Source organism: Pseudomonas sp. S44, from assembly GCF_016624805.1.
GTDB classification, from domain to species: Bacteria; Pseudomonadota; Gammaproteobacteria; order Pseudomonadales; family Pseudomonadaceae; genus Aquipseudomonas; species Aquipseudomonas machongensis.
In genome coordinates this window covers 93,124-115,952 of record NZ_JACVTY010000018.1, presented here as the reverse complement: position 1 = coordinate 115,952, position 22,829 = coordinate 93,124, and the positions used below count along the sequence as shown (strand labels likewise).

The 22,829-nt window shown below is 63.6% G+C and carries 24 protein-coding genes and 1 pseudogene; 11 read left to right on the top strand and 14 right to left on the bottom strand.

Annotated features, from left to right (window positions below):
• The 5 genes and pseudogenes from IAE40_RS15440 to IAE40_RS15420 all read right to left on the bottom strand — a co-directional run.
• Window positions 1-669, bottom strand: a pseudogene (locus tag IAE40_RS15440) (hypothetical protein); the annotation flags it as partial.
• Window positions 670-748: 79 nt separating this feature from the next.
• Window positions 749-1,603, bottom strand: coding sequence for an endonuclease/exonuclease/phosphatase family protein (locus IAE40_RS15435; RefSeq protein ID WP_063542008.1), 855 nt, complete (start codon window positions 1,601-1,603; stop codon window positions 749-751).
• Window positions 1,604-1,614: 11 nt separating this feature from the next.
• Window positions 1,615-2,247, bottom strand: coding sequence for a thiol:disulfide interchange protein DsbA (gene dsbA, locus IAE40_RS15430; protein WP_054893350.1), 633 nt, complete (start codon window positions 2,245-2,247; stop codon window positions 1,615-1,617).
• A 166-nt stretch (window positions 2,248-2,413) separates the two neighbouring features.
• Window positions 2,414-3,031, bottom strand: a complete 618-nt coding sequence (locus IAE40_RS15425; RefSeq protein WP_054893351.1) for a c-type cytochrome — start codon at window positions 3,029-3,031, stop codon at window positions 2,414-2,416.
• Between the two features lie 31 nt (window positions 3,032-3,062).
• Window positions 3,063-3,365: a c-type cytochrome gene (locus IAE40_RS15420; RefSeq protein WP_054893352.1), complete on the bottom strand. Its 303-nt coding sequence runs from the start codon at window positions 3,363-3,365 to the stop codon at window positions 3,063-3,065.
• 181 nt (window positions 3,366-3,546) lie between these two features.
• On the opposite strand from IAE40_RS15420, the gene yihA reads away from it, so the two are divergent.
• Window positions 3,547-4,179: a ribosome biogenesis GTP-binding protein YihA/YsxC gene (gene yihA, locus IAE40_RS15415; protein ID WP_153775016.1), complete on the top strand. Its 633-nt coding sequence runs from the start codon at window positions 3,547-3,549 to the stop codon at window positions 4,177-4,179.
• Between the two features lie 359 nt (window positions 4,180-4,538).
• On the opposite strand, the gene polA is transcribed toward yihA, so the two are convergent.
• The gene (polA, locus tag IAE40_RS15410) at window positions 4,539-7,286 is read right to left on the bottom strand and encodes a DNA polymerase I (RefSeq protein WP_200603481.1); all 2,748 of its coding nucleotides are present in this window, start codon (window positions 7,284-7,286) and stop codon (window positions 4,539-4,541) included.
• 75 nt (window positions 7,287-7,361) lie between these two features.
• On the opposite strand from polA, the gene IAE40_RS15405 reads away from it, so the two are divergent.
• Together IAE40_RS15405 and IAE40_RS15400 are read left to right on the top strand one after the other, a co-directional pair.
• A complete protein-coding gene (locus IAE40_RS15405) occupies window positions 7,362-7,649 on the top strand; it encodes a DUF2782 domain-containing protein (RefSeq protein WP_063542000.1) in 288 nt (95 codons plus the stop codon).
• 72 nt (window positions 7,650-7,721) lie between these two features.
• Window positions 7,722-8,672, top strand: coding sequence for a homoserine kinase (locus IAE40_RS15400; RefSeq protein WP_054893356.1), 951 nt, complete (start codon window positions 7,722-7,724; stop codon window positions 8,670-8,672).
• A gap of 143 nt (window positions 8,673-8,815) precedes the next feature.
• Here the strand turns inward: IAE40_RS15400 and IAE40_RS15395 are convergent, their stop codons facing one another.
• The gene (locus IAE40_RS15395; RefSeq protein WP_234465158.1) at window positions 8,816-9,775 is read right to left on the bottom strand and encodes a metal ABC transporter solute-binding protein, Zn/Mn family; all 960 of its coding nucleotides are present in this window, start codon (window positions 9,773-9,775) and stop codon (window positions 8,816-8,818) included.
• Window positions 9,776-9,793: 18 nt separating this feature from the next.
• On the opposite strand from IAE40_RS15395, the gene zur reads away from it, so the two are divergent.
• The 4 genes from zur to IAE40_RS15375 all read left to right on the top strand — a co-directional run bounded on the left by zur (window position 9,794) and on the right by IAE40_RS15375 (window position 12,660).
• Window positions 9,794-10,279, top strand: coding sequence for a zinc uptake transcriptional repressor Zur (gene zur / locus IAE40_RS15390; RefSeq protein ID WP_054893358.1), 486 nt, complete (start codon window positions 9,794-9,796; stop codon window positions 10,277-10,279).
• A complete protein-coding gene (znuC, locus tag IAE40_RS15385; protein ID WP_200603479.1) occupies window positions 10,276-11,049 on the top strand; it encodes a zinc ABC transporter ATP-binding protein ZnuC in 774 nt (257 codons plus the stop codon). Before zur ends, znuC begins: the two co-directional genes overlap by 4 nt.
• A complete protein-coding gene (gene znuB / locus IAE40_RS15380) occupies window positions 11,042-11,824 on the top strand; it encodes a zinc ABC transporter permease subunit ZnuB (protein ID WP_063541998.1) in 783 nt (260 codons plus the stop codon). Before znuC ends, znuB begins: the two co-directional genes overlap by 8 nt.
• Window positions 11,825-11,952: 128 nt before the next feature.
• Window positions 11,953-12,660, top strand: a complete 708-nt coding sequence (locus IAE40_RS15375; RefSeq protein WP_153774339.1) for a PA5502 family lipoprotein — start codon at window positions 11,953-11,955, stop codon at window positions 12,658-12,660.
• Window positions 12,661-12,790: 130 nt separating this feature from the next.
• On the opposite strand, the gene katE is transcribed toward IAE40_RS15375, so the two are convergent.
• Window positions 12,791-14,935 carry a catalase HPII gene (gene katE / locus IAE40_RS15370; RefSeq protein ID WP_153774340.1) on the bottom strand — a complete coding sequence of 715 codons (2,145 nt, stop codon included), beginning with the start codon at window positions 14,933-14,935 and terminating at the stop codon, window positions 12,791-12,793.
• 224 nt (window positions 14,936-15,159) lie between these two features.
• Between katE and IAE40_RS15365 the strand changes: the two genes are divergently transcribed.
• The 3 genes from IAE40_RS15365 to IAE40_RS15355 all read left to right on the top strand — a co-directional run bounded on the left by IAE40_RS15365 (window position 15,160) and on the right by IAE40_RS15355 (window position 17,676).
• Window positions 15,160-16,167 (top strand): methionine ABC transporter ATP-binding protein, encoded by a 1,008-nt coding sequence (locus IAE40_RS15365; protein ID WP_065864691.1) that lies wholly within the window; start codon window positions 15,160-15,162, stop codon window positions 16,165-16,167.
• Window positions 16,167-16,838, top strand: coding sequence for a methionine ABC transporter permease (locus tag IAE40_RS15360; RefSeq protein WP_054893364.1), 672 nt, complete (start codon window positions 16,167-16,169; stop codon window positions 16,836-16,838). The genes IAE40_RS15365 and IAE40_RS15360 overlap by 1 nt, the downstream gene beginning before the upstream one ends.
• A 64-nt stretch (window positions 16,839-16,902) precedes the next feature.
• Complete coding sequence (locus IAE40_RS15355; RefSeq protein ID WP_054893365.1) at window positions 16,903-17,676, top strand: MetQ/NlpA family ABC transporter substrate-binding protein; 774 nt, start codon at window positions 16,903-16,905, stop codon at window positions 17,674-17,676.
• 73 nt (window positions 17,677-17,749) lie between these two features.
• On the opposite strand, the gene IAE40_RS15350 is transcribed toward IAE40_RS15355, so the two are convergent.
• Genes IAE40_RS15350 through IAE40_RS15330 form a run of 5 tightly spaced genes read right to left on the bottom strand, consistent with a single transcriptional unit; the run spans window position 17,750 to window position 21,639 of the window.
• Window positions 17,750-18,382: an SCO family protein gene (locus IAE40_RS15350; protein ID WP_200603478.1), complete on the bottom strand. Its 633-nt coding sequence runs from the start codon at window positions 18,380-18,382 to the stop codon at window positions 17,750-17,752.
• Window positions 18,379-19,278, bottom strand: a complete 900-nt coding sequence (gene cyoE / locus IAE40_RS15345; RefSeq protein WP_200603477.1) for a heme o synthase — start codon at window positions 19,276-19,278, stop codon at window positions 18,379-18,381. The genes IAE40_RS15350 and cyoE overlap by 4 nt, the downstream gene beginning before the upstream one ends.
• Window positions 19,263-20,336 (bottom strand): COX15/CtaA family protein, encoded by a 1,074-nt coding sequence (locus tag IAE40_RS15340; protein WP_125931061.1) that lies wholly within the window; start codon window positions 20,334-20,336, stop codon window positions 19,263-19,265. Before IAE40_RS15340 ends, cyoE begins: the two co-directional genes overlap by 16 nt.
• Window positions 20,337-20,345: 9 nt before the next feature.
• Complete coding sequence (locus tag IAE40_RS15335; protein WP_063541988.1) at window positions 20,346-20,930, bottom strand: hypothetical protein; 585 nt, start codon at window positions 20,928-20,930, stop codon at window positions 20,346-20,348.
• Window positions 20,896-21,639, bottom strand: a complete 744-nt coding sequence (locus IAE40_RS15330) for an SURF1 family protein (protein ID WP_200603483.1) — start codon at window positions 21,637-21,639, stop codon at window positions 20,896-20,898. Before IAE40_RS15330 ends, IAE40_RS15335 begins: the two co-directional genes overlap by 35 nt.
• A 63-nt stretch (window positions 21,640-21,702) precedes the next feature.
• On the opposite strand from IAE40_RS15330, the gene IAE40_RS15325 reads away from it, so the two are divergent.
• A complete protein-coding gene (locus IAE40_RS15325; protein WP_054893370.1) occupies window positions 21,703-21,906 on the top strand; it encodes a twin transmembrane helix small protein in 204 nt (67 codons plus the stop codon).
• 30 nt (window positions 21,907-21,936) lie between these two features.
• On the opposite strand, the gene IAE40_RS15320 is transcribed toward IAE40_RS15325, so the two are convergent.
• Window positions 21,937-22,824: a cytochrome c oxidase subunit 3 gene (locus tag IAE40_RS15320; protein WP_054893371.1), complete on the bottom strand. Its 888-nt coding sequence runs from the start codon at window positions 22,822-22,824 to the stop codon at window positions 21,937-21,939.
• Between the last annotated feature and the right edge of the window lie 5 nt (window positions 22,825-22,829).

Below are 22,829 nucleotides of genomic sequence, written 5' to 3'. Positions count from 1 at the left end.
GGCTGGGGCTGGGGCTGGGGATCGTGGCTCAGGTTCGCGCGCAGGCAACGGTTCGCCCGTTGGCTCGACGGCCTGGCTCTGTGACGTTGCGCGCGAGGGTGCCGGTTCGTGCTCCGGCTCCGGCGCTTCGGCCTGAGCACCCTCTTCGCGACCGCCAAACAAGCGTTGCAGGAAGCCTGGCCGGGCCTCCTCGGTCGCCTTGCGCAGCGACGACAGCGCGCGCCCCTGCAGACCGCTGAGCTCGCCAAGCAGCGGCGGCAACTCACGCGACTGGCTGACACCGCCGTCGAGCTTCTTGGCCAACTTCTTGAGCGGACGGGAAACGTCGCCGGGCAGCTCAAGCCCCTGCAACTGGGAAACCAGCGAGGTCAGCGCATCGCTGACCTGGTTCATCCGCGTTTCGCGACGCTGCTCCGACTCGAGCACGGCCTTTTCAAGCCGTGGGATAAGCCCGGCGAGCCCCGCGTCCATGCTGTCACTGCGGATGACCTCGCGCATCTCCTTCATGCACTGGTCGACGACCTTGTCGCTACCCTCGGCGGCCAGCGTGCTGCGGACCAGGCCACGGCGCAGCAGGTCGAGGCGAGCTTCCCATCGACGCTCGAGCTTCTCCTGCCGTTCGATGCTTTTCAGATACTTTTCTTTCCAGCGCTCGGCTTCGTCGGTCATGCCTGGATCCGCAACGGTAATAGCATCAGAGGGTATGTGAATACTGGATTTCGGCGCGAAGCGCGAACTCTTGAGTGTGTCAGCGCACGACCGGCAGGGTATCCACAGTCAAGGCATCCGGCAATCGGATCTCGACCGCGACAGGCAGGTGGTCTGAAATCGGCTGCGACAGCACCTCGACCCGCTCAAGCGTCAGGCTCGGGCTGAGCAGGATGTGATCCAGGCAGCGTTGCGGGCGCCAGCTGGGGAAGGTCGCCTCGACCTGTGGGGCGATCAGTCCGAGGTCGCGCAGGGGCGAGCGCTCGAGCAGGTCGTTGGCGTGGGTGTTCATGTCGCCCATGAGGATCTGATGGCGATAGCCGCCGATCAGCTCACGGATATACCCCAGTTGCAGGGCGCGGGTCTTGGCGCCGAGCGCCAGGTGCATCATCACCACGATCAGCGCGTCCTCGCCCTCGCCGAAACGCACCAGGATCGCCCCACGACCGGCCGGACCGGGCAGGGGGTGGTCTTCAAGGTGCTGGGGCTTGAGCCGGCTGAGCACGCCGTTGCTGTGCTGGGCGAAACGCCCGAGATTGCGGTTGAGCTGCTGATACCAGTAGGGGAAGGCACCGAGCTGGGCCAGGTGCTCGACCTGGTTGACGTAGCCCGAACGCAGGCTGCCGCCGTCGGCTTCCTGCAGGGCAACCAGGTCGAAATCAGCGAGCAGGTCGCCGATCTTCTGCAGGTTGCCGGCCCGCCCGGTATGGGGCAGCAGGTGCTGCCAGCTGCGGGTCAGGTAGTGGCGGTAGCGCTCGGTGCTGATACCGACCTGGATATTGAAGCTGAGCAGCCGCAGGCGACCATCCTCTGGCAGGCCTGGGGCCTGCAGATGATGTTCGTTGACCCGCGGCTGGTGCAGGCCAACACTTCGCGTGGTACGCAAGCGGGCCATGGCTGCGCCGCTTACTTAGCGGCACGCTCCTTGGCGATCAGTTGGTCGGCAACGTTCAGGACGCCTTCCGGCCCGCCAGCGGTACCCAGGTCGAAGCGGTACTTGCCGTTGACCACCATGCTCGGCACGCCAGTGATTTCGTACTTCTTCGCCAGTTCCTTGGCCTGGTTGACCTGGCCCTTGATGGCGAACGAGTTGAAGGTGGCGAGGAACTTGTCCTTATCCACGCCCTGGGTGGCGAGGAATTCAGCCATGTCGTTCGGGTCGGTCAGACGCTTGCGCTGGTTCTGGATGGCGTCGAAGACCGCGGCGTGAACCTTGTGCTCGACGCCCATGGCTTCGAGGGTGAGGAACATCTGGCCGTGGGCATCCCAAGGGCCGCCGAACATGGCCGGGACGCGCTTGAAGTTGACGTCGGCCGGCAGCTTGTCGATCCAGGGATTGATGGTGGGTTCGAAGTGGTAGCAGTGCGGGCAGCCGTACCAGAACAGCTCGACGACTTCGATCTTGCCTGGCTGCGAGACCGGGACCGGGTTGCTCAGCTCGATATATTCCTTGCCCGCCACAGGCTCGGCGGCCTGCACCGCGGCCATACCGAATACGCTGGCGGCGACCAGCGCAGCGCTGAGAATCAGTTTACGCATGCTTTACTCCTGAGCAATCAATGGTCGCCTCGACACGACCTATGCTGTGACAGGCCATGAAGGGCTCGAGTTCTGTAGTGTAACGGCTGGGACCATAAAAAAGGGCGGCCTACGCCACCCTTTTCATGTTTAGCGATGTTGCATTAACCGAGTGTTAACGCTCGCCTCAATGCAGCCCCTGGATATAGCTGGCCAACGCCTCGATATCCTTGTTGCTCAGCTTGCCGGCGATGGTGCGCATGGTCATGGCATCGCCATCGTTGGTGCGATTACCTTCACGGAAGTCGGTGAGCTGCTTGCTGACATACTGCGAGTGCTGGCCGCTCAGGTGAGGGAAGCCGGCAAGGGCGATGCCTGCGCCGTTAGGGGAGTGGCAACCGGTGCAGGCGGGCATGCCTTTCTCCAGGTCACCGCCGTTGAACAGTGCACGTCCACGCTCGACCAGCTTGGGATCTGCCGCGCCGACACTGCCTTTCTGGCTGGCGAAGTAAGCGGCGATATCGGCCAGGTCCTGGTCATTGAAGGCGGCCAGCATGCCGGTCATTTCCAGCACCGTGCGCTTGCCCGACTTGATGTCGTGCAATTGCTTCTCAAGGTAGCGCTGGCCCTGGCCGGCCAGTTTCGGGAAGTTCGGCGCCAGGCTGTTGCCGTCAGGGTTATGGCAGGCACCACAGACCGCAGTCTTCGCCTGGCCGGCAGCGGCATCGCCTTTGATGGGGTCGGCAGCAGTGGCCGCACCTGCGACACCCATGGTCAACAGCAGACTCACGAATAGTTTGTTCATCAGCTAATCCAACACGGCTAAGGGTGAAATGTTATGTATCGGGACTGCCACTCATCCAAAGGATGACCAATCGGTAGTCCTCGGCACTGCAGTCCATGCACAATCCACGCGGCGGCATAGCCTTGAAACCCTGGGTAACATGCGCCACCAGTACATCCACACCTCGCGCCAGCCTCGGTTCCCAGGCCGCCGCATCGCCCTTCCTGGGGGCCTGTGGCAGCTGACCGGCGTGACAGGCCGCACATGTGCGGTTGTACAACGCCTCGGGATCCTGTGTAGCCTGTGCGCTGAAAAACGGCTGGAACATACCGACCGCCAGCAGCCATTTCGCCATGCGGAACGACCTGACAGGGTTGGGGGCCGCGCTGCGTTCTGATGCGCGAGCTAGTGATCGACACCCCATGCTCGTCCTCCTTCGCTGGGAGAATGAGCACACAAAAACTGGGGCATTATATACTTCCGCCCTCCAAACGGAAACGCGGCCTGGATCAGGCAACACCCACATCGGATATCCCATGCAAGTCAAGAACCCCATCCTCGGCCTCTGCCAGAAAGCCAAATTCGCCCTCAGCGCTGCCAAGGTCGAACAATGCCCGGAAGACCAGGGCTACGAGGTGGCTTTCGCCGGCCGCTCCAACGCCGGTAAGTCCAGCGCCCTCAATACCCTGACCCATGCCAGCCTGGCGCGTACCTCCAAGACCCCGGGGCGCACCCAGCTGTTGAATTTCTTCAGTCTGGACGATGAACGGCGTTTGGTCGACCTGCCAGGTTACGGTTATGCGAAAGTGCCGATTCCGCTCAAGCAGCACTGGCAGAAACACCTGGAGGCCTACCTGGGCGGGCGCGAGTGCCTGCGCGGCGTGATCCTGCTGATGGACGTGCGCCACCCCATGACCGACTTCGACAAGATGATGCTCGACTGGGCCAAGGCCAGCGGCATGCCCATGCACATCCTGCTGACCAAGGCCGACAAGCTCACTCACGGCGCGGGCAAGAACACTCTGCTCAAGGTGCAGTCGGAAATTCGCAAGGGCTGGGGCGACGCGGCGTCCATCCAGCTGTTTTCGGCACCCAAGCGCCAGGGGCTGGAAGAGGCCTATCGGGTCTTGGCGCACTGGATGGAGCTGGAAGACAAGCCGGTGGCTTGAAGATCCACCTGCACGCTGTGGCGGCGGGCGGGTCCGCTGCCACAGGCTTCTCCAGCAGCCATGAGGCAAATTCCGGGCAAAAAAAACCCCGGACTTCATATGGGGAGGGGGAAGTTCGGGGTCCAAGTCCGGACCGCTAGGGCGGGGTCCAGATATCTGCCAACACTTAACACAACATAGGAGCATCGAAAGGCTTCACCAGCCATTCAGTTACTCTGAGTTCCGGTTCACCGGTTTAGTTCCGAAGCCTTGAAAACTATTTGCGATAGTTTCATGAAGCTTCAGAACCGGGGGCGAGGAGCCCACCCTGCGGATCCGCGACACTACGCCACAGATCCTACTCCTCTTCGCCACGCCATTTAGTGAGCTTCGTCCCAATTCGAACCAACGCCGACCTCGACCAACAGCGGCACATCGAGCTGCGCGGCGTTGCTCATGTAGGGGCGAATTTCGGCCTTCACCTGCTCGACCAGGTCTTCACGCACCTCCAGCACCAGTTCGTCGTGCACCTGCAGGATCACCCGTGCATCCAGGCCAGTGTCGTTCAGCCAGTTGTCTACCGCGACCATGGCGCGCTTGACGATATCGGCCGCGGTGCCCTGCATCGGCGCGTTGATCGCGGTGCGTTCGGCGCCTTTGCGCAGGGCCGGGTTCTTCGCATTGATGTCCGGCAGATACAGGCGCCGCCCGAACAGCGTCTCGACGAAGCCTTGCTCGGCGGCCTGGGTGCGGGTGCGCTCCATGTAGGCCAGCACGCCGGGATAGCGGGCGAAGTAACGGTCGATGTAGTCCTGCGACTGCTTGCGGTCGACGCCGATCTGCTTCGCCAGACCGAAGGCGCTCATGCCGTAGATCAAGCCGAAGTTGATGGCCTTGGCGCTGCGGCGCTGGTCATTGGTGACGGCCTCCAGCGCCACACCGAATACCTCCGCGGCTGTCGCGCGGTGCACATCGAGGTCATTGCGGAAGGCATGCAGCAGGCCTTCATCCTTGGCCAGGTGGGCCATGATGCGCAGCTCGATCTGCGAGTAGTCCGCGGCCAGCAGCTTGTAGCCGGGGCTGGCGACGAAGGCCTGGCGGATGCGTCGGCCTTCGGGAGTGCGTACCGGAATGTTCTGCAGGTTCGGGTCGCTGGACGACAAGCGCCCGGTGGCGGCCACCGCCTGCTGGTAGGAGGTGTGGATACGCCCGGTACGCGGGTTGATCTGCTCCGGCAGCTTGTCGGTGTAGGTACTCTTGAGCTTGCTGAGCGAGCGGTATTCCATCAGCACCGTTGGCAGCGGATAGCCTTCGGCGGCCAGGTCTGCTAGCACGGCTTCGGCCGTGGAAGCCTGGCCCTTGGCGGTCTTGCTCAATACCGGCATGCCCAGCTTGTCATAGAGGATCACCCCCAGCTGCTTGGGTGAGCCCAGATTGAACTCCTCGCCGGCCAGCTCGAACGCCCGACGTTCGAGCTCGGCCATCTTCACGCCCAGCTCACCGCTCTGCACCTTGAGCAGCGCAGCGTCGACCAGCGCGCCCTGGCGCTCGATCCTGGCCAGCACCGGCACCAGCGGCATCTCGATATCCATCAGCACCGGCTGCACGCTGGGGGTTTTCGCCAGGCGTGCCTGCAGTGCGTGGTGCAGGCGCAGGGTGATGTCGGCATCTTCGGCGGCGTACGGGCCAGCCTTGTCCAGATGGATCTGGTTGAAGGTCAGCTGCTTGGCGCCCTTGCCAGCAATATCCTCGAACGCAATGGTGCTGTGGTCGAGGTATTTCTGCGCAAGGCTGTCCATGTCGTGGCGCGTAGCAGTGGAGTCGAGCACATAGGACTCGAGCATGGTGTCATAGGCCACGCCGCGCATCTGGATCGGCAGCGAAGCGTTGGCCAGGATATTGATGTCGTACTTGGCGTTCTGCCCGACCTTGGCCTTGGCCGGGTCTTCCAGCAGCGGCTTGAGCGCCGTTAGCACCGCGTCGCGGTCCAGCTGCGTCGGAGCACCTTCGTAGTCGTGGGCCAGCGGCACATAGGCCGCTTCATGGGGCTCGACCGCGAACGACAGGCCGACCAGCTCCGCACGCTGGGCATCCAGGCCGGTGGTCTCGGTGTCGAAGGCGAACAGCGGCGCCTGGCGCAGCTTCTCGAGCCAGACATCGAAGCGCGCCTGGTCGAGGATGGTTTCGTATTTCGCCTCGACCTGGGCAGCAGGCTCCTCGACCGGAGCAATGGTGTCACCCTCCCGGGCGGCGTCGCGCTGTACCTCGGCGATCCAGCTCTTGAACTCCATTTCGGTGTACAGCGCCAGCAATGCTTCGCGGTCCGGCTCGCCGCATATCAGGGCATCGACTTGGACATCCAGCTCGACATCGACCTTGATGGTCGCCAGCTCATACGACAGAAACGCCGCGTCGCGGTGCTCCTCGAGCTTGGCCGGCAGGGTCTTGGCGCCGCGAATGGCCAGGCCCGGAACCTTGTCGAGGTTCTGGTACAGGTCACGCAGACCGCCACCGATACCGGTCAGCAGGCCCACTGCGGTCTTCTCGCCGACCCCCGGAACACCGGGGATGTTGTCGACCTTGTCACCCATCAGGGCCAGGAAGTCGATGATGTGCTCAGGGCCCACGCCGAACTTCTCGTGCACGCCTGCCACGTCGAGCACCGTGCCGGTCATGGTGTTGACCAGAGTGATGTGGCCGTCTACCAGTTGCGCCATGTCCTTGTCGCCGGTCGAGATGATGACCGGACGCCCGGCTGCCGCACTGCTGCGGGCCAGGGTACCGATCACGTCGTCGGCCTCGACACCCTCGACGCACAGCAGCGGGTAGCCCAGGGCCCTGACGCTGGCGTGCAACGGTTCGACCTGCACACGCAGATCGTCGGGCATGCTCGGGCGGTTGGCCTTGTACTCAGCGAACATGGCGTCGCGGAAAGTGCCGCCCTTGGCGTCGAAGACCACCGCGAACAGGCTGTCCGGGTACTGCTTGCGCAAGCTCTTGAGCATGTTCAACACGCCCTTGACCGCGCCGGTGGGCATGCCTTTGGAGGTGGTCAGCGGCGGCAGGGCGTGAAAGGCGCGGTAGAGGTAGGACGAACCGTCCACCAGGACGAGAGGCGCTTGGCTCATGAGGAGAATCAACCTTTTCGACGGGTCCGGAGCTAGAATAGCCGGATCAGTGACGACAAAAGGACTTAGGTTATCATGCGTACACCCATTCGCCTGTTACTGCTCAGCCTGCTGGCCACCATGCCGGTCGTTACGCTGGCGGCGGACGACGCCCCATCGGCAGATCCCGATGTGACCATTCGCACGGAAGGCGACAGAACCATCCAGGAGTACCGTCAGAACGGTTTCCTGTATGCGATCAAGATCACGCCGAAAAACGGCAAGCCTTATTTCCTGGTACGCGCCGATGGCTCCGATGGCAATTTCATTCGATCCGACCAGCCGGACATGCTGATTCCGTCCTGGAAAATCTTCGAATGGTAAGCTAGTAACGCGTATCGTTCTTATCAACCAGGCACCTCCTCCAGGAGGTGCCCGTATGGGCAACTTTTCAACATGTCAGTCTTCACCCCTGTGTCCCGGCCTGAGCTGGAAACCTTTCTGGCGCCGTACGAGCTGGGCCGTCTGCTCGACTTCCAGGGCATTGCCGCCGGAACCGAAAACAGCAATTTCTTCGTAAGCCTGGAAAAAGGGGAATTCGTCCTGACGCTGATCGAGCGGGGGCCGGCCGAAGACATGCCGTTCTTCATCGAACTGCTCGACGTCCTGCATGACGCCGACATGCCCGTTCCCTACGCTGTGCGCGATCGCGACGGCAAGGGCCTGCGCGAACTGTGCGGCAAGCCGGCACTGCTGCAGCCACGGCTGTCGGGCAAGCACGTCAAGGCACCGAACAACCAGCACTGCGCCCAGGTTGGCGAGCTGTTGGCGCATATCCACCTGGCGACCCGCGAGCGCATCATCGAGCGCCGAACCGATCGGGGCCTGGACTGGATGCTGGCCTCAGGCGCCGACCTGCTGCCGGGCCTGAGCACCGAACAGGCGCAGCTGCTGCAACCCGCACTGGACGAAATCGCCGCGCACAAGGCGCAGATCCTGGCACTGCCCAGGGCCAACCTGCACGCCGACCTGTTCCGCGACAACGTGATGTTCGAAGGCACCCACCTGACCGGGCTGATCGATTTCTACAACGCCTGCTCCGGGCCGATGCTGTATGACATCGCCATCACCATCAACGACTGGTGCCTGGACGCCGACGGCGGCATCGATCTGCCGCGCGCCCAGGCGCTGCTGGGGGCGTACGCGGCGCTGCGGCCGTTCACTGCGGCCGAGGCAGAGCTGTGGCAGGTGATGCTGCGCGTGGGTTGCGTACGCTTCTGGCTGTCGCGCCTGATCGCGGCGCGGGACTTCGCCGGCATGGACGTGACGATCCATGATCCGAGCGAGTTCGAGGTGCGTTTGGTGCAGCGTCAGCAGGTGGCTTTGAAGTTGCCGTTTGCGCTGTAAGCGCCGCGGCCCTATCGCGGGACAAGTCGCAGCGGCGAACCGCCGCTCCCACAGGCACGGCACTGAACCCAGAATCAGCGCCGTACCTGTGGGAGCGGCGGTTCGCCGCTGCGACTTGCCCCGCGATAGGGCCGGGTCAGCCGCTATAGATGCTCCAGGCAACCCACCAGGTCGTTGCCCAGCTTCTCCAGCAAACGCTCGTAGCCCTTGCCATCCACCGGATCGTTCCCACCCAGTGCATCCAGCTCCGCCAAGGTCACCGGCAGTCCGGCCACCAGTGTTTCGGCCAGGCGCGGGCGGATCGGCGGCTCGCTGAACACGCAGGTCGGGCCAACTTCCTGCAGACGCTTGCGCATGGCCGCGACATGCTGGGCACCCGGCTGCACTTCGGCGGCGACGCTGAACACGCCGGTATGACGCAGCCCGTACTCGGCTTCGAAATAGTCGAACGCTTCGTGGAACACGAAGTAAGGCTTGCCGGCAATGCCGGCCACACGGGCCTTGATCCGCTGGTCGAGCGCGTCCAGACGCTCGACGAAGGCCTTCTGGTTGGCCTGATAGCGCGCCGCATTGGCCGGATCCGCCGCCGCCAGGTCGCTGGCCATTTTCGCCGAAATCACCCGGGCATTGACCGATGACAGCCACAGGTGCGCATCGAGCGATCCCGGCTGGTGGTCATGGTCATGGTCGTGATCGTCGTGGTCTGCTTCATGCGAGTGGCTGTCCTCGCCAAAACGACGCAGCTTCATGTCCGCCAGCGTCTGCACGGCGATGGTCGGCTTGCTGCGGTTTTTCAGCACGCGCGGCAGGAAGCTCTCCATGTCCGGGCCGATCCAGTACAGCAGGTCGGCATCGCCCACCTTCCGTACGTCGGACGGGCGCAAGGCGTAGTTGTGCGGCGAGGCGCCGGGCGGCAGCAGCACTTCGGGGCTGCCGACACCGTCCTGAACCGCGGCAGCGATCTGCTGCAGGGGCTTGATGCTGGTCAGCACACGCACGTCGGCCTGGGCCGAGAAGGTGATGAAAGCGACAAAGAGAGCAAGGAATCGGGACACAGTGGATACTCGGCTCGTCAGAAACAGGTAACATAATAACGTCTCCATCGATAACCGTCGCCGCCCATGTCAATCACGCCGCTGGCTCACCGTCCCCACGATCATTCCCATTGCGTCCACAGCGCCTTGGCCGAAGCCGACGCCCTGTGCGTCCGCCAGGGTCTGCGCCTGACCGCGCTGCGCCGCCGTGTGCTGGAGCTGGTGTGGCAAAGCCACAAGCCGCTGGGCGCCTACGACATCCTCGCCGTGCTCAGCGAACAGGACGGCCGCCGCGCCGCACCACCGACCGTGTACCGCGCCCTGGACTTCCTGCTCGAGAACGGCCTGGTGCACCGCATCGCCTCGCTCAACGCCTTCATCGGCTGCAGCCACCCTGAACACAAGCACCAAGGCCAGTTCCTGATCTGCCGCGAATGCCACGTGGCCATCGAACTGGAGCAGGAGAGCATCAGCGGCGCCATCGTCGCCAGTGCCAAGGCCGTGGGCTTTGCCGTCGACACCCAGACCGTCGAAGTGGTCGGCCTTTGCAGTAACTGCCGGGGCGCCGCATGAGCGACGCGCTGATCCGCCTGGAGCAGGTCGGCGTCACCTTTGGCGGCGAATCGGTGCTCGACAGCATCGACCTGTCGGTCGCACCACGCCAGATCGTCACCCTGATCGGCCCCAACGGTGCTGGCAAGACCACACTTGTGCGCGCCGTGCTCGGTCTGCTCAAGCCGAACAGTGGCAAGGTCTGGCGCAAGCCGCGCCTGCGCATCGGCTACATGCCGCAGAAGATCCAGGTAGACGCCACCCTGCCGCTGTCGGTACTGCGTTTCCTGCGCCTGGTACCGGGCGTGGATCGCGCCGCGGCGTTGTCGGCATTGCAGGAGGTGGGCGCCGAACACGTCATCGACAGCCCGATCCAGACGGTCTCCGGGGGCGAGATGCAACGGGTATTGCTGGCGCGGGCGCTGCTGCGCGAGCCTGAACTGCTGGTGCTCGACGAACCGGTACAGGGCGTCGACGTGGTTGGCCAGACCGAGCTGTACAACCTCATCACCCGCCTGCGCGACCGCCATGGCTGCGGTGTGCTGATGGTCTCCCACGACCTGCACCTGGTGATGAGCGCCACCGACCAAGTGGTCTGCCTGAACCGCCATGTGTGCTGCTCCGGGCACCCGGAGCAGGTCAGCAACGACCCGGCCTTCGTCGAGCTGTTCGGCCAGAATGCTCCAAGCCTTGCGGTCTACCACCACCATCATGATCACAGCCACGATCTGCACGGCGCGGTGATCGCCCCTGGCGCCCATGTTCACGGAGAGCACTGCAAGCATGGCTGATTTTCTTCTGTACGCCTTGCTTGCCGGTCTTTCCCTGGCGCTGGTGGCCGGCCCACTGGGCTCCTTCGTGGTCTGGCGGCGCATGGCCTATTTCGGCGACACCTTGTCCCATGCCGCGCTGCTGGGCGTGGCGCTGGGCTTCGTGCTGGACGTCAGTCCCACGCTCGCGGTAACGGTCGGCTGCCTGCTGCTGGCGATCCTGCTAGTGACCCTGCAACAGCGTCAGCCGCTGGCCTCCGACACCCTGCTCGGCATCCTCGCACCCAGCACCCTGTCGCTTGGACTGGTGGTGCTGAGCTTCATGCACGATGTGCGCATCGACCTGATGGCCTACCTGTTCGGTGATCTGCTGGCGATCAGTACCACCGACCTTTCATGGATTCTCGGCGGCAGTGTGTTGGTGCTGGGCTTGCTCGCGGTGCTCTGGCGCCCGCTGCTGGCAATCACCGTGCACGAGGAGCTGGCGATGGTCGAGGGCCTGCCAGTGGCGGCCCTGCGCATGGCGCTGATGCTGCTGATCGCGGTGGTGATCGCAGTGGCGATGAAGATCGTCGGCGTGCTGCTGATCACCTCGCTGCTGATCATCCCGGCCGCTGCGGCACAGCGTCACGCGCGCTCGCCCGAGCAGATGGCCCTGGGCGCCAGCTTGCTGGGCGTGGCAGCGGTTTGCGGGGGGCTGGCGATGTCCTGGTTCAAGGATACGCCTGCTGGTCCATCGATCGTGGTCTGTGCCGCAGTGCTATTCTTGCTGAGCCTGGCATTGCCCAAGCGCTGAAATTTCAGGGTGCGCATTGACGCACCCTGCAACCTTTGCGCCCGTAAAGGGTCTGTAAGACTTGTTTTCGAGCGTGCGCACCTGGGTGTAGACTTGCTCGCTTTTTGCGCAAATAGAGAGTCGCAGGAATGAAGCCGTTCGCCTCCCGTTATCTGCTTGTTGCCGCGTTTTCCCTGTTCCTGGCCGCCTGTTCCAGTGCCCCGGTCGAGCAGCCGGTCGCGCCTGCGCAGCCGGACGCTTGGCAGCAGTTGCAACAGAACATCGCCAGCAACGAGCTGGCCACTGCCGAAGACCAGCTCGCCAGCCTGCAGGCACAGTCGCCGAACGATGCGCGTATCGAGCAATACCAGCGCCAGATCGCCGAAGCCTACCTGCAACGCAGCCAGATCGTCCTGCAGAAAGGCGACGTCAATGCGGCCGCCACTGCGCTGGCCCGCGCCCGTGCACTGATGCCCCAGGCACCAGCGCTGACCGGCGGTGATGCCGTCGCCCATGCTCGCCAGGCCGAGCTGGACAAGGCTGAAGCCGCGCTGAAGGCTGCAGAATCCAAGCCACAGGCACGGGTCATCGACCCGGCGGCACCGAGCACGGTGATTGCACTGAAAACCACGGACATTGCAGCCATGCGCAAGCAACTGGATAACATCGCCGCCGATGTGGTGAATTACCAGTGCGAAGTGGTGTTCCAGGTGCCACGCACTCAGGATGCGCCGTGGCTCAAGACCCTGCTGCAGAAGCGGGTGACGCGGATCGATGCAGACTTTGCGCTGAAGCAGAAGCACGAGATCCAGCGGGCATTGCCAGCACAGGTGGTGCTGGTGCCGCATCAGCGCTGAAACAGCGTCGACATCTTCGCGGGTAAACCCGCTCCCACAGATGCGTCGATATCTTAGTGGGTAAACCCGCCTCCACAGATGCGTACATAACCTGTGGGAGCGGGTTTACCCGCGAACAGATGCTACGGCATCAAGCCGGAATCGCTTCTGCAGCCGCCTCCCGCTCCCATACCCGGTGCCCTTCGACCGCCTTCACAAAGGCTTCCACGGTCTTCTGGTCATCCCCAAGCAGCAACCCCTTGTCCTCCTTGAGCCCCAGCGCCCCCAGGAGCGCCTTGCCATCATTGGCCAGAGCGATCGCCTTGAGGTGCTTGTAGCCCTCGAGCAGGAAGTGCTTGGCCACGCCACTGCCCGCCAGTGCATCCAGCGAGGCCTTGCCAGCGGGCACCAGGATCCCGTCGAACATGACCGAAGGCATGCCCTCCATCGACGCATCCACCGCCAGCGCCTTGCCGCCAGAGGTCTTCACCGGCGCCGAGGTTGGCCCCAGCAGCATGGGACGTGCGCTGTGGGCCTCCAGCGCCTTGACCAACCTGTCGACGCTTTCGTCATCCACGCCATTGGCCACCAGCAACGCGATCTTGCGCCCCTTGATGCCCACATCGCCGGGATGATTCATCTGGCTCAGGGCCGGCGACGCCTTGAGTTTCGATTCCTTACCTTTGACCGTCCCGGTCTTCGGCGCCGGTAGGCCGAGGTTCTGCGCGACAGCGGCTGCAAGCTTCAGGTCGATATTGGCCAGAATCTCATTAACCTCACGCGCACGAATATGCTCGCGCTCCACCTTGCCCAGCTCGAAGCTGTAGGCCTTGATGATGTGCTGTTGTTCGGTGTCGCTCATGCTGTGGAAGAACAGCCGCGCTTGCGAGAAGTGATCGCCGAACGAGTCGCTGCGCTGGCGGATCTTGTGCGCGTCGACGCGCTCCTGGTAGCTCTCGAAGCCACCGTCCTGCGGCGCTGCAGGGGTTTCTTTCGGCCAGCCAGCATCGATCGAGTTGGGCTCGTAGGCGGCGCGGCCCTTGTGAATGGTGTGACGGTGCATGGCATCGCGCTGATTGTTGTCATTGCGCGCCACCGGCCGGTTGATCGGGATCTCGTGGAAGTTCGGCCCACCCAGGCGGCTGATCTGAGTGTCGGTGTAAGAGAACAGCCGGCCTTGCAGCAGCGGGTCATTGGTGAAGTCGATGCCCGGCACGATATGCCCCGGGCAAAAGGCGATCTGTTCGATTTCGGCGAAGAAGTTGTCCGGATTGCGGTTGAGCACCATCTTGCCCAGCGGCGTCACCGGCACCAGTTCTTCGGGGATTATCTTGGTCGGATCGAGCAAATCGAAGTCGAACTTGTGCTCGTCTTCCTCCGGCACGATCTGCACGCCCAGTTCCCACTCGGGATAGTCACCGGTCTCGATGGCCTCCCACAGATCGCGGCGATGGTAGTCGGTGTCCTTGCCCGCCAGCTTCTGCGCTTCGTCCCACAATACCGAGTGCACGCCCTGGCGCGGCTTCCAGTGGAACTTGACGAAATTGGCTACGCCCTCGGCGTTGATCAGCCGGAAGGTATGCACACCGAAGCCTTCCATCATCCGCAGGCTACGCGGAATGGCGCGGTCGGACATGGCCCACATCACCATGTGCGCCGACTCGGGCACCAGCGAAACGAAGTCCCAGAACGTATCGTGGGCCGAGCCGCCGGTAGGTATTTCGTTGTGCGGCTCAGGCTTCACCGCGTGGACGAAATCGGGAAACTTGATCGCATCCTGGATGAAGAACACCGGCATATTGTTGCCAACCAGATCGAAATTGCCTTCATCGGTATAGAACTTGACGGCAAATCCACGTACATCACGCACGGTATCACCTGAGCCACGCGGCCCCTGCACCGTGGAGAAACGCACGAACACCGGGGTGATCTTCTCGGCATCCTGCAGGAAGCCGGCCTTGGTCAGGGCGCTGTGATCGCCATAACTCTGGAAATAACCATGGGCACCGGTACCTCGGGCGTGCACGATGCGCTCCGGGATGCGCTCGTGGTCGAAGTGGGTGATCTTCTCGCGCATGATGAAGTCTTCGAGCAGCGAAGGCCCGCGTGCGCCCGCCTTGAGGGTGTTCTGATTGTCGGCGATACGTACGCCCTGGTTGGTACGCAACGCCTGGCCAGTGGCGTCGTTACGGTCCTGTTCGAGGCTTTGCAGCTTGGCATTGGTGTTGGCGCGGTCGGGCGTCTGGGTACCGGCCAGTTCGCTCTGCTTGGGCGCATCCGTCCTGTTGCTCGACATCTTGGCTCTCCTCATCAGTCTTCAGGCTGCCCGTTCGGGCTTGTTCAAGTAATGACTGGACCGTTTCGCCAAGCGTTCCATCGGGATTACCGGTTGTCGCGCTATGCCGGATCGATTGGTCGATTACGAAATAAATGCTAAGAACAACTATGGGAAAAGGCTAAAATGCGCCACCCCAGCTCACCGCTGACCCCAATTTCCATGCGCCCCACAAGGTTCGCTACGTGATCGAGTTCCAACATGTGCACAAGACCTACCGCGTCGCCGGTAGGGACATCCCCGCCCTGAATCCGACCAGCCTGACCATCGAGAATGGCCAGGTGTTCGGCCTGATCGGCCACTCCGGCGCTGGCAAGAGCACCATGCTGCGCCTGATCAACCGCCTCGAAGCGCCGTCCGGCGGCAAGATCATCGTCGACGGCGAAGACGTCACCGCCTTCGACGCCAACCAGCTGCGCCGCTTCCGCCAGCAGGTCGGCATGATCTTCCAGCACTTCAACCTGCTCGCCTCGAAAACCGTCGCAGACAACGTCGCCCTGCCACTGGTGCTGGCCGGCGAGCTGTCGCGCGCAGAGATCGACAAGCGCGTCAGCCAGTTGCTGGCCCGCGTCGGATTGTCGGACCACGCGAAAAAATACCCGGCACAACTGTCGGGCGGCCAGAAACAACGCGTGGGCATCGCCCGGGCGCTGTCGACCAACCCGAAGATCCTGCTGTGTGACGAAGCCACCAGCGCTCTCGACCCGCAGACCACCGCCTCGGTGCTGCAACTGTTGGCCGAGATCAACCGCGAGCTGAAGCTCACCATCGTGCTGATCACCCACGAGATGGATGTGATCCGCCGAGTCTGCGACCGCGTGGCGGTGATGGACGCCGGGGTGATCGTCGAGCAGGGGCCGGTGGCGGACGTGTTCCTGCACCCGCAACACCCGACCACCAAGCGCTTCGTCCAGGAAGACGAGCAGGTCGACGAAGGCGAGCAGCGCGACGACTTCGCCCACGTGCCGGGCCGCATCGTGCGCCTGACGTTCCAGGGCGACGCCACCTACGCGCCGCTGCTGGGTACCGTGGCCCGAGAGACCGGGGTGGACTACAGCATCCTGGCCGGCCGTATCGACCGCATCAAGGATGTCCCCTACGGGCAACTGACCCTCGCCGTCACCGGCGGCAACATCGACGCAGCGTTTGACCGCTTCAAGGCGGCTGACGTACACATGGAGGTCCTGCGCTGATGGACGCCCTGAATTTCTTCGCCAACGTCGACTGGGCCGAGATTTCCCTCGCCACCGGCGACACCCTGATCATGTTGTTCGGCTCGCTGCTGTTCACGGTGCTGCTCGGCCTGCCACTGGGCGTGCTGCTGTTCCTCTGCGGGCCCCGGCAGATGTTCGAGCAGAAGGGCGTCTACGCGCTGCTGTCGCTGATCGTCAACATCCTGCGGTCGCTGCCGTTCATCATCCTGTTGATCGTGATGATTCCGATCACCGTGCTGATCACCGGTACCTCGCTGGGCGTGGCCGGTGCCATTCCGCCACTGGTCGTGGGCGCCACGCCATTCTTCGCGCGCCTGGTCGAGACCGCACTGCGCGAGGTGGACCGCGGCATCATCGAAGCCACCCAGTCGATGGGCGCCACCACCCGCCAGATCATCACCAATGCCTTGCTGCCGGAGGCCCGTCCGGGCATCTTCGCGGCCATCACCGTCACCGCCATCACCCTGGTGTCCTACACCGCGATGGCCGGTGTGGTCGGCGCGGGCGGCCTCGGCGACCTGGCCATCCGCTTCGGCTACCAGCGTTTCCAGACCGACGTGATGATCGTCACGGTGGTATTGCTGTTGGTACTGGTGCAGATTCTGCAGAGCGTCGGCGACAAGCTGGTCGTACATTTTTCCCGTAAGTAAGCCTAACAGGGTCGGCCCGGCCGTCCCGTTCGGGGGCCGTCGCGGCCCTCACAAGGAGTGATCGATGAAAAAGCTGTTCGCTGTCGTCGCCGCCGTCGCGGCCTTCTCGGCCAATGCCGCCGAAACCCTGACCGTCGCCGCCACCCCGGTGCCGCACGCCGAGATCCTCAACTTCGTCAAGCCACAGCTGGCGAAGGAAGGCGTGGAGCTGAAGGTCAAGGAGTTCACCGACTACATTCAACCGAACGTGCAGGTCGCGGAAAAACGCCTGGACGCCAACTTCTTCCAGCACCAGCCGTACCTGGATGAATTCAACAAGGCCAAGGGCACCAAGCTGGTCAGCGTTGCCGGCGTGCACATCGAGCCGCTGGGCGTCTACTCGGCCAAGATCAAGAAGCTCGACGAACTGCCATCCGGCGCCACCGTGGTCATCCCCAATGACGCCACCAACGGCGGCCGCGCTCTGCTGCTGCTGGACAAGGCTGGCGTGATCAAGCTCAAGGACAACACCAACATCCTGTCCACCGTGAAGGATGTGGCTGAAAATCCGAAGGGTGTGAAATTCCGCGAACTGGAAGCGGCCACCATCCCGCGCGTGCTGACCCAGGTCGATGCAGCGCTGATCAACACCAACTACGCCCTGGAAGCCAAGCTCAATCCAGAGAAGGACGCCCTGGCCATCGAAGGCAGCGACTCGCCGTACGTGAACATCCTGGTGACCCGTGAGGACAACAAGGACGCGGACGCGGTGAAGAAGCTGGTGCAGGCGCTGCACTCGCCTGAGGTGAAGCAGTTCATCAACGAGAAGTACAAAGGCGCTGTGGTGCCGGCGTTCTAAGCCGAACTACACCGCTGGATTCTTCGCGGGCAAGTCGGAACGCCGACTTGCCCGCGAAGCTTTTGGGGGTTCATCAATCCCGCTTGACCAGCCCCGGCAACTGCGCCACCAGCTTCTGGTTGTTGAACGGCGCACGAATGAACCCGCGCTGACGCCCGTCCGGCCCGACCACCGCCAGGTTGCCACTGTGATCGACGGTGTACCCTGGCTTGCTGGTGTCCGCCGGGATGAACGGAATGCTCAGGGCATTGGCCAGCTTCTGGGTATCCTCGATGGAACCTGCCAGCCCCACGAAATCCTTGTCGAAATAGCCCAGGTACTGCTTGAGCTGCTGCGCCGTGTCGCGGTTCGGGTCGACGCTCACCAGCACCACCTGCAAGCGGTCGATCGTCTCCTTGGGCAACTCGCTCTTCACCTGCCGCAACTGCGCCAACGTGGTTGGGCAGATGTCCGGGCAGTAGGTGTAGCCGAAGAACAGCAACGACCACTTGCCCTTCAACTGATCCAGCGCCACCGGCTGGCCGTTCTGGTCGTTCATGGTGACATCCGGCACGCTGCGGCTCTGCGGCAGGAGGATGATGCCGGCATCGATCAGTTCGGCCGGATTGGCCTCGCTACGGCCATTGAGCACCTTGTTGACGGTCAAGCCCATGATCAGCGCGACCAGGGCAACGAGGATGAAGACGGTTTTCTGGGTTCGGGTCATAGGTTCAGCAACAGGTAGTGGTCAACGAGCAGGGCGATGAACAGCAGGAACAGGTACGCGATAGAGTACTTGAAGGTGCCGATCGCCGCGTGCGGCCGGGTGCCACGGTACAACACCCAGGCCCACTGGACAAAGCGCAGCCCCAGCAACAGGGCGCAGCCCAGGTAGAGCGGGCCGCTCATGTGGATGGCGTAGGGCAGCAGGCTCACCGCCAGCAGTACCAGGCTGTAGAGCAGTATGTGCAGCTTGGTGTAGTGCTCGCCGTGGGTCACCGGCAGCATGGGTATCTCGGCCTTGGCGTATTCCTCCTTGCGGTGGATGGCCAGGGCCCAGAAGTGCGGTGGCGTCCAGGTAAAGATGATCAGCACCAGCAACAGCGGCTCGGCGCTCAGGTGGCCGCTGACCGCGACCCAACCCAGCAACGGCGGGGCGGCGCCCGCCAGGCCGCCGATCACGATGTTCTGCGGCGTGGCGCGCTTGAGAAAGCCGGTGTAGACGACCGCATAGCCCAACAGGGAGGCGAGCGTGAGCCAGGCTGTGAGCGGATTGGTGAAGGCCAGCAGCAACGCCATCCCGGCGATTGCCAAGGCCAGAGCGAACGCCAGCGCCGGCAGGGGCGCAACCCGTCCCTTGGCCACCGGCCGCTTGCAGGTGCGGGCCATCAAGGCATCGATGCGCCGGTCTAGTACATGGTTGACTACCGCCGCGCCGCCGGCGCACAGGGCGATGCCCAGATTGCCGAACAGCAGCACCGTCCACGGCACACCCGCGCGGGTGGCGAGGAACATGCCTACCAGCGAGGTGATCAGCATCAGCACCACCACCTTGGGCTTGGTCAGCTCCAGGTAGTCGCGCCAGCCAGCGCGCTGCCGCCCTTGGCTCAGAACCGTCGCCACGTGTCGTTCCTCAGATGATGGGAAACGCCGCCAGGCGTGACCGGCCGCAGGCGCCAGCCCAGGCCGACACGCACCTTGTCGACCACCCGAATGCGGTAGTTCACCAGCACCATGGTCAGCAGCAGCAGGGCGCCCCCGGCGTTGTGCGCCACAGCCACCCCCAGCGGCAGGTGCAGCAGCACGTTGCTGATCCCCAACCCCACCTGCAGCGCCAGGGCAGCAAGCACCAGCCGGGCCAGGCCGGACAGGCCATTGCGGTGCAGCTTCCAGCTCAGCATCAACAGCACTGCCACGACCATCAATGCACCCAGGCGATGGCTGATATGGATGGCCGTACGCGCATCACTGTCGAGCTGCCCGCCCAGGTAGTTGGGGCCGACGTGCTGGGTGAGATGGAAACCGTTGCTGAAGTCTGCCGCAGGCCACCATTGACCATGGCAGGTCGGCAAGTCGATGCAGGCGACTGCCGCGTAGTTGGCACTCACCCACCCGCCCAGGGCGATCTGCCCAATCACCACCAGCAGTGCCAGCGCAGCTACCCGACGCAGACTCAACGGCAGCTTGGGCGGTGGCGCAAAGGCCCGGGATAGACGCAGGGATAACAGGAACAGCAAGCTCAGGGTGGTGAAGCCTCCGAGTAGGTGCGCCGTGACCACCTGCGGCCAGAGTTTGAGGGTCACCGTCCACATGCCGAACGCTGCCTGTGCCAGCACCACGGCCAGCAGCAGCACCGGCAACCGGTAGGGCCCGCCGTCGCGGCCGTGACGACGTACCGCACCTATCGCCAGCCAAGCGATGACCAGCGCCAGGGTGCCGGCAAAATAACGATGCACCATTTCCGCCCAGCCCTTGGCTTCTTCCACTGGATGCTCGGGGAAGTGCAACTCGGCATGGGCCAGTTGCGCATCGGTCTTGGGCACGCCGATGAAGCCATAGCAGCCGGGCCAGTCGGGGCAGCCAAGCCCGGCGTGAGTCAGTCGCGTGTAGGCGCCGAGCAGCACGACGACCAGTGCCAGCAGGGTGGCGAACACAGCGAGTCGGTAACCGGGTCTGGCCATGCTGGCCTCCTAGCCGATGTTGGACAGCTTGAGCAGGTGGCGCAGGTCGTCGAGCACATGCTTGCCCTTGACCTTGGCGTCGTAGCGCAGCACCAGGTTGCCGTGGGGATCGACGATCCACAGTTGCGCGCCGGGCTCGACGACCTTTGTGCGATAGCGGTCGGCATCCAGCGGATAGCGCTGCAGTTGCGGATACTCGCGCTCGAGCAGCGCCTGGTAGTCGCCACTCACGGGCGTCGCGGTTGCCAGCGCATGGCTGGCGCGGCTGGCATCGCGGCCAAGGCCGACCTGGATCTGTCGGGCGAGGTAGACCAGTTGCTGGCAGTCCTCGGTGCAGGCATCGGGCGTGCTGACCAGCAGTTGCCAGCGCTCGTCCTGAGCCTGGATGCCGATATCGGCGCGGCTTTGGCCGTTGCCGATCATCACGCCATGGTAGCTGCGCCCCTCCGGCACCCAGAACTTGAGCTTGTACATGCTGGTGGCGAGGATCATCGGACCGAGGGTCACCAGCAGGATCAGGATCAGTTGCAAGCGCCCGCGGGTGCGGGACTTGCGCCCTTCAGGCACGTCCAGTGGACTCGTGGCGGCGGCCATGGCGTTTCTCCTTGTTGTCGTTGTGCCAGCCGAAATACAGGTACAGCAGCACCAGCGCCGTGCTCAGGGCGAACCACTGCACGGCATAGCCGAGGTGTTTTTCCGGGCCCATGGCAACGACCGGCCAATCCAGCCGATAGCTGGCAGGGCCTGGTTCCAGGCGCAGTTCATGGGCGAAGCCTTCGCGCGCCAGTTGCTGCCAGAGCTGCGCGGGATCGACAGCGGTCAGCAGGTGCGGCCACTGGCCGCCGGGCGGGTCGGGGTGCAGCTGAAAGGTGCTGCCTGGCGGCACATAGACCGTGGCCTGCAACGCCAGGGGCTGGGCCGGGGTGTCGAAACGCACAGGCACGCGGCGGTCCGGCCAGGGCAACCAGCCGCGATTGACCAGCAACCACTGGCCGCTGGCCTGGTCATGGAAGGGTTGCAGCAGCTCGACACCGGCCTGGCCGTCGCGCAGGCGGTTGTCCAGCAGCAGGCTGTGCTCGGGGTCGAACTGACCGAACAGGCGCACGCGGTAGAAGACCGGGTCAGGCAGTTGCACAAGCTGCGCCACGGCCACCGGCGCCTCGATGCGCCGCTCGGCGTAGCTGTCGAGCAGTTGGCGCTTTTCTTCGGCCCGACGCAGTTGCCAGCAGCCAAGCGCGATCAGCCCCGGCAGCAGCGCGAACACCACCAGGGTCGGGACCAGCCCTGGGCGAAATGGCCTCACCGCGGCCTCGCCCTGTCGATCGCTATACTTGTCCACATCACTGCATCCCCCCGGAGTTTCGCCATGCTCAAGGCCGCGATTGTCCTGATGCTGTTGGCCACCATCGCCAGCCTGTTCAGTGGCCTGGTGTTCCTGGTCAAGGACGATGACCACTCGACCCGCCTGCTCAAGGCCCTGACCGTGCGCGTCATCCTGGCCGCCCTGACCGTCGGCCTGGTGGCCTGGGGCTTCATCAGCGGGCAGCTGGTTTCGCACGCGCCGTTCTGAATCACCCCACCCACAGGGTCCACCTTGCGGCTAAAGCACATACACAAAGATGAACAACCCCACCCACACCACATCCACGAAGTGCCAGTACCAGCTGGCCGCCTCGAACCCGAAATGCTTGTCCGGGTTGAAATGCCCGCGCAGCACGCGCACGAACATCACGATCAGGATCAAGGTGCCGAGCGTGACGTGCGCACCATGAAAACCGGTGAGCATGAAGAAGGTCGCACCGTAGATTCCCGAGCCCAGGGTCAGGCCAAGGTGCACGTAGGCCTCGTAGTATTCGTAGGCCTGCAGAGCCAGGAACGATAGCCCCAGCAGGATGGTCAGCCCCAGCCACAGTTTCAGCGCACCGCGATGGCCCTTGCGCAGGGCATGGTGGGCGATGGTGATGGTGACGCTGGAGCTGACCAACAGGAGGGTGTTGATCAGCGGCAGGTGCCAGGGGTTGATGATGTCCTTGGGCGGCGGGAACAGCTTCGGATCGGGCGTGTGCAGCAACGGCCAGACGAACTCGAAGCTGGGCCAGAGCATATGCGTCACGCCCTTGGCACCTTCGCCGCCGATCCAGGGTCCGGCCAGCACCCGCACATAGAACAGCGCCCCGAAGAAGGCCATGAAGAACATCACCTCCGAGAAGATGAACCAGCTCATGCCCCAGCGGAACGAGCGGTCCATCTGCGCGCTGTACAGCCCGGCGTGGCTCTCCTTGACCACCGCACCGAACCAGCCGAACAACATGTAGGCCAGAAACAGCGCACCGACGAAGAAGATCAGCGGCCCGTGGGATTCCGGGTGTCCGGCCTTGAGGTCGTTGAACCAGGTACCCAGGCCGAACACCGTGATGAACAGCCCGATAGTGGCGATGATCGGCCACTTGCTCTGCGCCGGAACGTAGTAGTGCTCATGACTTGCCATTGCTG